Source organism: Methanosarcina sp. UBA289, from assembly GCA_002496565.1.
Lineage (GTDB): Archaea > Halobacteriota > Methanosarcinia > Methanosarcinales > Methanosarcinaceae > Methanosarcina.
In genome coordinates this window covers 133,596-146,146 of record DAKJ01000016.1, presented here as the reverse complement: position 1 = coordinate 146,146, position 12,551 = coordinate 133,596, and the positions used below count along the sequence as shown (strand labels likewise).

General features: G+C 39.4%; 12 protein-coding genes. 1 reads left to right on the top strand and 11 read right to left on the bottom strand.

What is annotated here, in order from left to right; translation table 11 throughout:
- Positions 1-385: 385 nt before the first annotated feature.
- The 9 genes from BP549_RS06190 to BP549_RS06150 form a co-directional block, all read right to left on the bottom strand.
- The gene (locus BP549_RS06190) at positions 386-1,075 is read right to left on the bottom strand and encodes a TIGR00153 family protein (RefSeq protein WP_292376278.1); all 690 of its coding nucleotides are present in this window, start codon (positions 1,073-1,075) and stop codon (positions 386-388) included.
- Entirely contained in the window at positions 1,072-2,100 is a 1,029-nt protein-coding gene (locus BP549_RS06185) for an inorganic phosphate transporter (protein ID WP_292376280.1), read from the bottom strand. Before BP549_RS06185 ends, BP549_RS06190 begins: the two co-directional genes overlap by 4 nt.
- Positions 2,101-2,853: 753 nt before the next feature.
- Complete coding sequence (locus BP549_RS06180) at positions 2,854-3,522, bottom strand: phosphoribosyltransferase (protein ID WP_292379078.1); 669 nt, start codon at positions 3,520-3,522, stop codon at positions 2,854-2,856.
- Positions 3,523-3,570: 48 nt separating this feature from the next.
- Entirely contained in the window at positions 3,571-4,281 is a 711-nt protein-coding gene (locus BP549_RS06175) for an SDR family NAD(P)-dependent oxidoreductase (protein WP_292379077.1), read from the bottom strand.
- Between the two features lie 210 nt (positions 4,282-4,491).
- Entirely contained in the window at positions 4,492-5,202 is a 711-nt protein-coding gene (locus BP549_RS06170) for an SDR family NAD(P)-dependent oxidoreductase (RefSeq protein WP_292379075.1), read from the bottom strand.
- Positions 5,203-5,476: 274 nt separating this feature from the next.
- Entirely contained in the window at positions 5,477-5,737 is a 261-nt protein-coding gene (locus tag BP549_RS06165; RefSeq protein ID WP_292376286.1) for a UBP-type zinc finger domain-containing protein, read from the bottom strand.
- Positions 5,738-5,795: 58 nt separating this feature from the next.
- Positions 5,796-6,632 carry an ABC transporter permease gene (locus BP549_RS06160; RefSeq protein ID WP_292379072.1) on the bottom strand — a complete coding sequence of 279 codons (837 nt, stop codon included), beginning with the start codon at positions 6,630-6,632 and terminating at the stop codon, positions 5,796-5,798.
- Between the two features lie 3 nt (positions 6,633-6,635).
- Positions 6,636-7,565, bottom strand: a complete 930-nt coding sequence (locus tag BP549_RS06155) for an ATP-binding cassette domain-containing protein (RefSeq protein WP_394339067.1) — start codon at positions 7,563-7,565, stop codon at positions 6,636-6,638.
- 201 nt (positions 7,566-7,766) lie between these two features.
- The gene (locus BP549_RS06150; protein WP_292379070.1) at positions 7,767-8,987 is read right to left on the bottom strand and encodes an ATP-grasp domain-containing protein; all 1,221 of its coding nucleotides are present in this window, start codon (positions 8,985-8,987) and stop codon (positions 7,767-7,769) included.
- Positions 8,988-9,283: 296 nt separating this feature from the next.
- Here BP549_RS06150 and BP549_RS06145 point away from each other — a divergent pair, with 296 nt between their 5' ends.
- Entirely contained in the window at positions 9,284-10,519 is a 1,236-nt protein-coding gene (locus BP549_RS06145) for a DUF4062 domain-containing protein (protein WP_292379067.1), read from the top strand.
- A 108-nt stretch (positions 10,520-10,627) separates the two neighbouring features.
- Here BP549_RS06145 and BP549_RS06140 read toward each other — a convergent pair whose 3' ends face one another.
- On the bottom strand, positions 10,628-10,765 hold the full coding sequence (locus tag BP549_RS06140) for a hypothetical protein (protein WP_292379065.1): 138 nt from the start codon (positions 10,763-10,765) through the stop codon (positions 10,628-10,630).
- A gap of 74 nt (positions 10,766-10,839) precedes the next feature.
- Entirely contained in the window at positions 10,840-12,438 is a 1,599-nt protein-coding gene (locus tag BP549_RS06135) for a tetratricopeptide repeat protein (RefSeq protein WP_292379063.1), read from the bottom strand.
- Positions 12,439-12,551 lie beyond the last annotated feature (113 nt).

Genomic DNA, 12,551 nt, shown 5'->3' with positions numbered 1-12,551 from the left:
TTATTTGAATTTTTATATTCATTCTCCCAAAATTTATTTTTAAATATTTGGTCCTATAATTTATCAACTTTTTTACACAGGCATAGTCTCAGATCAGACAAAATCTCAGCTATTAGAACCCCAGCCAATTCAATCACTGAAAAGAGTAGCTAATCTGATATCTTCGCCGGTTGTGCTCTCAATGAGATGATGGATTATTCCTTCCTCGTCTAAAGTCGGAAGGAGAAGGTATATTTAAAAGAGAAATGAAAACTTATCTTCTGAAAACCTATAATATGAGAATTATAATTCTCAGCCGGTAAAGGTCAAAAAGGAAAATTTCTTCGAGAAAAGTTAGTTAAATAGTCAAAAAAGAACTTATATTAAAAAGAAGGAATGTGAAAATTTACCTTCTGAGAATCATAGTTCTGAGCCGGTCAGCAGCGCTTGCGGACTTATCAGCGATACCTCCTACTCTTTCCACAAGCCCTATCAAGTGACAGACGCCTGAGCCTCCTATAGCATCCTCGTTTTCGAAGATCTTTTTTAGAAGGGCGGTTTCAAGCACATCCACATCATGTTCCAGTTTTTCGACTTCAGGGATAATGGTCATTGTTTCCTTGATTTGCTCCTTGCTGAAAGAAGTCGCAAGAAGCTTGTAAAGCTCGCCTGCGAGTTCATTGTACAGTCTTGCTGTCTTCAGGGAGGTGTTCATCAGTTCCAGAAAGCCTTCTTTGATTTCCTCAGGAATAGTCCTACATGGCCTCAGGGTCATCCAGTAGGCAGCAGCCTGGGCATAATCGGCAATAGAGTCCTGCTGCTTAAGGAAGGAAAGGAGGTCTTTTTTGTTCACGGGCAGTCTTACTGTTGAGGGAATGCCTGCTCTTATCTTCTGTTTAAGTTTATCAGCCTCATGTTCCAGTTTGTCAATCTCACCTGTCCTCTCCTCGAGGATGGCCTGGTTTCCTGCGCAGTAGGCTTCCATTGCTTCAGCCAGCTTTTCAACTGCCAGCACTCCCTTTTTTGCGTGTGCTTCCAGAGGCACAAAGGGAGATTCAGCGACCACGTCAAGGACAGAACGGATGTAGTCTTTCATAAGAAAATCACCTCAAATCCTACAAAGATTAATGCCGATGTAAGAGCAGCTATAGGAACTGTTGCTACCCAGGAAGAAATAATCTTCCAGATCACGCGCAGGTCAACGGCTGCAATTCCGCCTGCAAGCCCAACCCCTATGACCGAACCGACAAGCGTATGTGTAGTCGAAATCGGAAGGGAGCTAAAGCTGTGAAACAAAACCACTGATGCTGTTGCAAACTCTGCGGAAAAGCCACGTGTCGGTGTAAGTTCCGTGATCTTCGAGCCGATGGTTTCAACCACTTTATAACCCCAGGTGGCCATTCCTATTACCATACCAAGGCCTCCCATTACAAGTATCCATACAGGGACTTCAACTCCTAGTACACCCATGACCTTGAGAGCAGCAGTGAGAGGACCTACAGCATTTGCCACATCGTTTGACCCATGTGCAAATGCCATGTAACAGGCAGTTATGAGCTGTAAGGATATGAATTTTTTCTCAACAAGTGGAAGATCCTTAGCTCTATGAAGAAACAGTTTCCTTATCACAGAAAAAGTAAGATAAGCAAGAACAGCCCCAAGAGCCGGAGATATAAACCAACTGGCAATAATTCTCGTAAGTTCCCCCCAGTGAATATCTGAAAAAGAGATAATTCCGTTATGGGCTGCAATCAGCCCAAAGCCAAGTACTGAACCAACGATAGAATGGCTGGTTGAAACGGGGAGGTTATAAAAGGTCGCAAGGGTTACCCAGAAGCCAGCTGCAAGAATTGCAGCCAGCATACCCAAAACCACAATGTCTGGTTGGACAATACTGATCATATCAATGGGAACAATTCCTTTTGCTATTGTCGTAGTGACCCTTTCTCCAAAAAGCACTGCACCCAAAAACTCAAAAACTGCAGCAATAATAATTACCTGCTTAAGTGTTAAGGCACCTGTTCCAACCGAAGTGCCCATAGCATTTGCGAGATCGTTTGCTCCTATATTCCAGGCCATGTAAAGGCCCGCTAAAATAAGTGCTATGACAAGTAAATCCATTTTTTCCGCTCCAAAAATCTTAAACTTCAAACTTGATATAATTGTTATAACATTTACTTTTTTTAAATTTTAATAATTAATCTTTATGCAGTTACTGAATATTTTTCAGAATCTCGAGCCTGTATGGTATTTCAGACCATTTCATTATATTTTATATTTTCCATATATTTTAGAGCGCTCTATATAATCTATAGATCTATATACGTCTATTTTTAGTATATTTGTGTTCTTTACTTCAAGGTTAGGAATTCAAATCTTCAATATGAAGACAAAAAAGACAAATTCTAAGAGAACAAAGCTTTTCCCTTATTCTAAATAACGTAAAGTTTTTATTCAGATATGCCTTTTCGAAAATCTATTTAAATTTTAAAAGGGAGTTTTAAAGGCAAGAAGGATGTGAAACCTGGAGAACATCTTTGAAAAACTTCTCTATCATCTGTTTTTACTCTTCTAGGTTTATTCCTGCGATCTGGTTTTCATAAAGAGGCCTTTCAAGGAAGTCCTTTAATAGAAATTCCGAAAATGGAATTTTTGGAAAAAAATTTAAAAATAGATCTTTCAAATATATTTTAACAAAGGGTTTAAAATCTACTGTAGATTTTCTTTTTGGGAAAGTGGCAAGATATTCTAAAAAATGCTAACTGCCGAAGGGTTCAGTTTTAGGATTAGTTCTCTTCATTTGGTTTTCGGTTTATTTAGCTGGTTATTTAATAATTATTAAAAGGTATTTAATAGGAATAACAGAGAATTTTTTCAGACTCCGAGCTCATGAAATTCATGATCTTTAGGTTCTTTATTTCTTATATTCTCTTTGAGCAGGTCGAGCACTTCTTCATCCGAAACATCGTACCATCTTTCGTAAGCCTGAGCGACAGCCCTGAAATAGGCAGGAGTCTCAAGCACCACGAGCTCATCTACCTTTTTCTGAAGCTCTTCTGCAACCTCTCTTCCTGCTACAGGCACTGCAACCACAATTTTTCCGGCTTTCCTGTTTTTGCAAAGCTCAATGGCTGCCCGAATTGTAGAGCCCATCGCAATGCCGTCATCGATAAGAATTACGGTTCTTCCTGCAAGCTCTGGAAGGGGATTTCCTCCTCTTAGAGCTTTTATGCGTCTTTCTATTTCGGCGATCTGCTGTTGTTTGATCCTCTCAATGGTTTCCTCTGGAAGCCAGTAATGTGCATTTTCTAAAATAAACGCGCTCCCGTCCTCGGCTATTGCTCCAAATCCGGCCTCTGGGTTGTTAGGGAAAGGCAACTTCCTTGCGATAATAAGAGAAAAATCAGTATTAAGTTTCCCTGCAACCTGTAGGCCAACTTCCACTCCACCGCGTGGAATTGCAAGAATAACAGGATTTTCTGCTCTGTATTTCTCAAGAGCTTTTGCAAGTTTTTCCCCTGCATCTTTACGGTTTCTGAACATAGATTCACCTTCAACTTAAGTATACTCCTTTCTGTACAAGTGTCAAAGTCAAACTATCCTCATAGGCCGCCTGTAAATCTCAACTGAAGAGCCTGAAGGAAGAGACGTTTCAGGCAGACAAAGCTCCAAAACTTTTCTTGCAACGTCTTCGGGCTTGAGAACAGGCTCATCTGAAAAAAGCGAGTGGTACATACCGGTATCCACGCCTGCAGGGCAGACTGCATAAACCTGAATCCCACCTCCTACTTCGTAAGCAAGAGACTCTGTAAAACCGATTACCGCAAATTTTGAGGCGCAGTATATTGATAATTTTGGTATCCCGTGCTTTCCTGCTCCCGAGGATATATTCACTATCCTGCCTTCCCCCCTTTTAAGTAAATGGGGAAGGGCATACTTTGTGCAGAAGAACATTCCTTTTACGTTTGTGTCCATAATTTCGTTATATTCTTTGGTTGAAGTTTCCACAAGATATTTTCTGTATGCTGCTCCTGCATTATTTACAAGGATGTCAATTCTTCCAAAGGCGTTCATTGTCTTTGAAACCATATCAATGACCTCCTCTTCTTTTCTGATGTCAGTCTTTACTGCAAGAGCCCTTCCACCTTGCTTTTCTACTAGTCTGGCAGTTTCTCGCATTTCCCTTTCGGTCCTTGCGACAATTACAACATTGGCTCCCTCTTCTGCCAGTGACAGGCAGATAGCCCTGCCAATTCCTCTTCCCCCGCCGGTTACAATGGCTGTCTGACCCTTCAGTTTCATAGCTGTCACTTTACAGTCAATTTATTAATTATCGGGCAAGACAAGAATATATCTTTGGAAGCAATAGTTCTTAACTGCGATCAGGAGCAGTTTTTCTCTTAAAAAGGAAGAGGGCAATTCCGACAAAAAGATGCTAATAAAATCTTGCAAAATATATAAAATACTTGAGTCTATCAGAATTACCGGATTTCTGCCCTTTGTTTTCAACCATTAAAGCTGAGGTATTGGAGGAGCCTGTATCTCGATTATCTTACCAGATGTAACTCTTGAATCCGGTGAGGCAAGTTCCAGAACCTTTTCCGCGATATGCTCGGGTTTGAGTGGTGGTCTGCTTGAATAGATCGACCTGTACATATCTGTATCCACAGCTCCCGGACAGACTGCGTAGACTTTTATTTCTCCTTCTAGCTCGGCAGCAACGGATTCCGTTATGCCGTTTACCCCGAACTTTGAGGCGCAGTAGACGGAAATATCCGAAAGCCCGTGTAATCCTCCTACTGAGGATATGTTGATTATTTTTCCATTTTTACTTTCTCTGAGGTATGGAATTGCATACTTCATACAGAGAAAGACTCCTCTTAAGTTGGTATCCATGATTTTATCGTATTCTTCAAGGGTGGTCTCTTCCAGCTTCTTTTTGTAGGCAACCCCCGCATTGTTGATAAGAATATCAAGCTTGCCGCATTTATCAATTATAGTTGAGATCAGGCGTCTGACGTCCTCTTCACTCCGCACGTCAGTCTTGATAGCTAGGGCTTTACTCCCCATTGCTTTTAATTTATCTATTGTATCTTTGATTTCACTATCATTCCTTGCTGCAACGACGACGTTTGCTCCCTCTTTTGCCAGAGAAAGACAGATAGCTCTTCCTATTCCTTTGCTCCCCCCAGTTACAAGAGCTGTTTGACCTGCTAAACTCATTGCCACCCCTTTTATCTTCTTATTTCCGTATTCTCATTTAGTTTTCTTTTATCCGCCTATTTTTCCCTTTATTTTGTGTTTTCCCTTTGACTGATTTATCTTTCATTTATTTGCTTCGTTCTTTTTATTGGTCTATTTTTATTTAAGGACTTTTATTTAATCAAAAATAAAAGGATAAAAAAAGGGATATATTTTTTGAAATTAAGTTTCTGAAAAGAGGTTCTTTAAATGAGGCGAGCCTTTAGCGTTCTCAACGCTGCTGGCTGCCAACCGTTTATTCAAGATACTGACGGTCAATATAACAGTATTTCCAGTCTTCCCCTGGCTGGAAAGATTGAATTATCGGGTGTCCGGTCTCTCCATAGTGCTTTGTTGCGTGCCTGTTTTTTGACTGATCGCAGCAGCCTACATGCCCACAGGTTAGACAGATTCTCAGGTGTACCCATCTGTCTCCGCTTTTCAGGCATTCCTCGCATCCTTTTGAACCCGGCTCCACGTCTTTTACTTTTATCATATCCTTGTGTGTACAGACCATAATATTTCCCCATTTCTACCTTATTCTTTATACCCCTTAAACGTGAGCCCGATTGAAATCATGTGACTGTAACCTTGGTAAACCTCCACCTTGCAATAAGAAACATTATTGTCGCAAAAGCTAGAAGAGCCAGAAAGGAAACAATAACCTCTCCCTGCGTGTAAGTATAACGAAGCCCGATTGACGAAAAATCGCTCCCTATTGCAAAGTACCTGATTCCGCTGACAAGATGCGTTAGCGGATTGACTGTGGACAGAGCCCGAAGCACAGGGGGAAAAGAGTTCGCAGGATAAAGTGCATTGCTTGTGAAAAAGAAAGGCATGGTAAGCAGGGTTATTACGGCTTGCATTCCTTCCGGGCTTTCCATTGTTATTGCTATTGCAGCTGAAAGAAAAAGAAAACCTAGAGAAAATGCTCCTATAAAAAGCATGATACAAAAGAGTGAGACCAGAACCTGTGTAGCTGTGTAGCCTTCAAAGAACTGGACTCCCAGTAAAAGCCCAAAAACCATTATAACAGTGGCCTGGATAAAGGACTTTGTCATAGCTGAAAGCCCTATTCCTACAATTATATGAATTCTTGGCAGAGGGCTTGAAAGGGTCTCCCGCATAAGTCCCCAGTTTTTATCAAAGAGCAGTACTGTACCTCCAAAGAGACTTGTGAAAAGCGTGGTCATGGCAATAACTCCTGCACCTATAAAAGTCAAGTAGCCCACAGCTCTTACCCCGGGAATAGTCGGCATTGTTGCAGTCAGCCTATCAAAATTATTTGACATTGCTACTCCAAAGAAAGCCAGCCAGAGTGCAGGTTGGACAAGGGAGGTAAACAGGAGAGTTCGGAACCGTAAGAACCTCAACATATCTCGCCAGTATATAGTAAGAAAGCCTTTATGCATCTCTTAACGCCCTCCTGGTTTCACCACTACAGTTTTTTCGGTTCCTGTATCCCTGAGCTCTCTTCCTGTATAGTGGACAAAAACGTCATCCATTGATGGTTTTTTGAGGTTTACGGCCCTGATCTTAATTCCTCCGTTCCGAAGTTTCTCCATTATCTCAGGCAGCAGGTAGGTACCGTCTACATTGACCATGACAACTATTCCTTTTGGTTTTTCCCGAACTCCTTTTACAGTATCCAATTTAGTTAACAAATTGGAAGCTCCCTGATTATCGCTTGTTTCCAGATATATAAGGTCCTGGCCAAGCGCATTTTTTAGCTCCCAGGGCTTGCCTGTGGCAATTATCTGTCCGTGATCTACAATACTTATATAGTCGCTTAGCTGGTCGGCTTCATCCATATAATGGGTTGTCAGGAAAATGGTTGTTCCTTGCCGGTTGATGTCCCGCAAGTAATCCCAGATTCTTATTCTTGTTTGCGGATCAAGTCCGATTGTAGGCTCGTCCATGAAAAGTACTTTAGGGCGGGTCATAAGTCCTCTTGCAATCTCAAGCCTGCGCTTCATTCCGCCGCTCAGATATCTTGTCAGGACATCCCTTTTTGCTTCAAGCTCGACCAGGTTGAGTAATTCATCAATACGCGCCTGTCTTTGAGCTTTTGGCATTGAATAGAGTCTTCCGTGGTATTCCAGAATTTCCCTTACAGTCATGTCTCTATCAAGAGTCAATTCCTGAAAAACAATCCCTATCGATTCCCTCACTTTTTCAGGTTCTGTTCTTAAATCATGACCTGCAATAATTACTCTTCCCTTCTGCATAGGCAGGAGGGTAGTAAGAATATTAATTACAGTACTCTTCCCAGCTCCGTTCGGTCCCAAAAAAGAGAAGATCTCCCCTCTTCTTACCGTAAAACTGATGTTATCAACTGCTTTTATCTCACCGAAAAAATATTCAAGGCCATTTACCTCTATGATATTGTCTTCCAGAGCCAGTACCCCATTTGACTTTTCCCATAGGGAAGATTGAACCTTCAGTCATAAATAGATTTTTTGCTGATGGCAATTTCATATTCCTCAAAAAATAAATTTAAAAAGTAAAGTCAATTTGAAATTTCAATCCTTATGAACCAATGTGGATTATTTTTGAGTGCCGGGACAGAGCCTTTGATTATCGGATATAGAAACTATTTCTTTGAAAGTGATATATTCTTTCAAGTCCGATTTTAGAATTCGTTCAATTTCTTGCCAGTTGCTCTCTGTAGTTTCGGTAAACATGTACCCGAAAAAGCCGTATTTTTCATGATTGACTTTCCTGAGTTCCAAAGGCTTTTCGAAGTCTGAAAGCAGTTTCTCATAATTAAAAGCCTTTACTTCCTTCAAATCGAGATCTGCGGGTTTGTTAAGCATAACAAGACAGAAGCTCTTTCCCTCTTTGCCTGCAAGAATTTTATCCCAATCCGGCTCAAGTTGTTCGAGAAAATACTTGTAAGTGTTAATCCCATATGCAAAATAAGCAATATCGGTCGTGCACCAACCAGCAAACCGCATGGGGTTCAGTTCGATCGGCTGGATTCGCCTGTCCTCTCCTATCCTCAGTTCCAGATGAAGGGGAAAATTCCTGAGTTCGGCAAGTTTTCCAATCTCCTTTAAAAGGTCCTCAACGGCTTCCCTGTAGGTTTCTATAACAGTTTTTGAAGTAAAATATACTCTGTCACTGACATCGTTTTCCGAGGAAAAGATATGTTTGAAGATATTGAGGACTACCGGTTTTCCTTCGCGATTGAAATAAGCATCAACCGCAAACTCATTCCCTTCAATATTTCCTTCGATAATGAAATTCTCCACATCCAGAACCTGCGCCGGATAAAGCTCCCGGATCTCCTTAACCTCAGCCTTTATGGACTTCAGAGCTGAATCCCATTCCGCGCCAGTGGAAACTTTATGCACCCCTAGACTGAAAAATCCCACGGCAGGCTTTATGATAAACGGTTTTTCGATTTCCTCAACCCGGATTTCATCCAGTTTTTCAAATTCAACACCTTTGAAATATAATTCCGGATAAAGCCTTTCCAGTAGCTCCCTAAACTTCACTTTGTTCTTGAAAAGCTCGATTTTCTCAGGTAGCTCTGTAAAGCTGAGATTTTCAGAAATCCAGCCAATAGAATTCTCGGAGTTTAAATAAAGAGTACATTCGCCCTTTTCTTTTATGAATTCGATAAATTCAGCTTCTTCAAGAAGGTTTAGCCTTTTTTCAGTCTTCAGTCCGGCTGCTATTTCGTTTTTTAAAACAGGAATCTGCAATTCCGCAGCAGTGTTTTTTAAAAATTCGGAGACGTAGGGATGGTCAAGGATCATCATTTTTCTAACCTTTCTTATTCTTTCAACTTGGAACCTGAAGCCAGATAATAAAATAGGTTAGTAATAATTTTTATGGAATTTTAAAAAATCATCATGTAGTCTCAAAGCGTTTCTAGTATCATAAGCCAATATGCATTTCCTATCGATTGTCAGCTTTTTATGTATATAATAAAAACTTTGCACCTTATTGTTCAATTATTTTTAAAAATCGTATATTTTTAGGAAAGTATATATTTATAGCATGTGCTCTCCTTCAAAAAATATAAACTCCCATCAAAATATCGAAAGGGATATAAATGGTAAAACCAAGGATTTTTGTAAGTTCCACCTATTACGATTTAAAACAGATCAGGGATAACCTTGAAAGTTTTATTGAAAATATAGGGTATGAAGCAGTTCTTTCTGATAAAGGGAAGATTCCTTACAACCATAATAGACCACTTGACGAATCCTGTTATTCAGAAATTACCAGCTGTCATATGCTTATTTTAATAATAGGTGGGCGTTATGGAAGTCCGTCTTCTGAATCTCGAAAGGAAAATACTGACGAAATTTGCCAGATGTATAAGTCAGTTACGATGAAGGAATATCAAACAGCCAGGGACAAAGACATTCCTATCTTTATTTTCGTTGAGAAAAATGTATATTCCGAATACAGGACTTATTACAAGAAGAACCTGGATAACCCGGCAAAAATTAATTATGTATATGTTGATAGTATAAATGTTTTTAAATTGCTTGATGAAATTAATTCTCAAACACGAAATAATCCAATAAAGGAATTCAATAAGTTTGAAGATATCTCTAAATGGCTAAAAGAGCAATGGGCAGGCTTATTTGCGGAACATCTTCAAGAGCAGCATGAACAAAAAATGATGGCTTATAGACCCCATTTGAACAAACCGCCCTGCATGGAACTAAATGATTGTAATGACAGTAATTCATATGGTGTCTGGAGAACCTGGCAGGAAAATGCAATAAAAATAAGAAATGTTTTAAAGGGTCCTGTTACTGACCTGCATTTCAACCCGAATGCAGTCCTGTGCATCTCACATGGAAGCCTGAATGGGCTTTTTACAGGCTCTCTCGTGGCCCATGGGCTTTTTCCTAGAACTAAAGTACTGTCTTTGTGGGGAGTCAGGGACGGTCAAGAAAACATGTTTAATAATGATGTTAACAGACAAATGCTGCAGGCATTAAAATCTGAAGCCGGAAGAAAAAAAATTACGTTACTTTTAATTGACTACAAAATTGAAACTGGAAGAACGGCGAGTCAGGCAATTAAATTCGTAACTGGCGAACTTGGGTCACATACTGATATTGTGTTGTGCCCTTTATTCTGTATAAGTAAAGAAAATATCGATGACAATGAAACAATTCTGGACAAAAAAAATAGAAAGGTCCTCCGCGATTTCTTGCCATTCAACTACAGAAATGAAGTTGGAAAGGGACTCAATATCGAAGAGGATGATTTTTATGACATAGTATGTGTCGGAGAAAAAATTCCCAAACATCCCTTCTATTTTAATTGAGGTCAATTAAATACCCGCAGCAAGCTGCGGGAATGAAATCCTTCATTTATTAATCTAAAAACTGTCCAACTATCACAATTTATTTATATTTTTCCGAAACCTAGGTTTCTATTCTGTTTTATCTGTTTTCAATCCAGCTGCCATTTCATTTTTCAAAACAGGAATCTGTAATTCCGCAGCAGTACTTTTTAAAAATTCAGATATGTAGGGGTGGTCGAGGATTAACATTTCTTTAACCTTTCTCATGTATTTCAGTTTGAAACCTGAAGTCAGATGATAAGAGGTTAGTAATATTTGTTGTGGAATTCAGGAAATTGTGATCAAACATAACTGAGAAGTGTGACTACAAATTTTTGGATAAGGGAAAAGAGGGCTTCACTATAATGGTTCAAAATAACTGCAAAAATAACACTTCCAGCAGATTTGATTGGATGACTCATAACCCACTTTACAATTTTATTTCCCTTTTTGCGTTCCTTGGATTTCTTTAAGTCTTCTTGTTTAGAGTCAACTGGCATATCAATATTATTTATTTTAGGTGTCTCTAGTTCAAATTGTCCAGTTTCAGTACCTGCATAGGGCATTATGCTGCGCCGACAAACATCCATCTGTGCAGCTGAATCTTCAATAATTTTCTGGAGCGGACCTTCTATATTTCCGGCAATTTCCTTTAATTCTTCAACACATTCTTCAAAAGCCTTTTCTTCTTTCCACATGGCGAATTTTTTGTACTTATCAAGGTTCTCTATACAGGCCATTAACTTATAAAGAGACTGTACGAAGGCTTCCCCTTTTATACTTCCTTTATATATTTGCTCGGAAACGGCCAGCTGTTTTTTCCATTTTTCAATTTCATCTTCCAGCCTTGGAACATTTTTCTGCTTCATTACCGCAAGCATGTAGTCAAGCATTTCAGAAAGACACAACATCGAGATTGAACAAGCATTACAGGTTTGATTATCTTTTGGAGATATTTCAGCTGCATTTTTATAAAATTTAGATGCTTCGTATATGCCACTCATAATTTCCTTAAACTTTTCAATTTCATATGGTGGCTGAAGTTCAAGCTTCCGAATTTTAGCTCTTCCTTTAAGCGTATAGCCTTTAGTTAAAGAAGTGTTCTTGAAGCTCTCTCCTGCCTGTTTGCCTGCTTCAATGTATTCATCCCCCGAGATTTCAGCATATTCTCCACTCTTATTATAATCTTTTAAATTATAATATTTATTTGTAAATTTTTCATAAAGCCAAGCGAAAGAAAGATGTTCCTTAACGGCATCTCCATTTTCTCTGAACAAGCGAGATGCTATTCCTGTTTCCTTAATAGCTTCCTCTTCTAAATTCTGGGAAAATAGAAGTAAACTATAAGCACCGTGGCTATTTGGCATTTTGGGGTCTAAATTTATTGCGATTCTGTACTGTTCCTCTGCTTGTTCAAGACGCCCTATTTTTTGGAGGAGAATTCCGTAATTTGAGTGTGTGCTCGCATCATTGGGGTCTGATTCCAGAGCAAGTTTATACTGCTCCTCTGCCTCATCGAGGCGCCCCATATCAGAAAGGAGAATTCCGTAATTATAGTGTGTATTTACATGTTTGGGGTCTGATTCCAGAGCAAGTTTATACTGCTCCTCTGCTTCCATAGGTAGGTTCAAAAAGTAAGAAGCAGTTCCTGCATTATAATGAGCAGCTACTTTTGCATGTCCTGTTGATAAGCTTGCAGCGGTCTTTGCAAATATATATACTAATTCATAGGACCCTTCAGACCCACAAAAAGTGCTTAAAACTAATAACTGGTCGGAAGAGATTGAATATTTTGTTGAAAAATTTATTGCAAGGTCAACTGCTTTGTTTAAATTTCCTTCTTCAGATTGTAGAGACTCAACTACAATTTTCAGCAGTTCTTCTACCACATCGTTATCCATTTATTGGCTACCTCAATGGAGCTTCAACCCGGAAAATAATTTTTAAATCATTGTTTTGAAACATATAAATAATTTTTTACATTGTACAATCGACCTAGAATTGGCTAAGATAG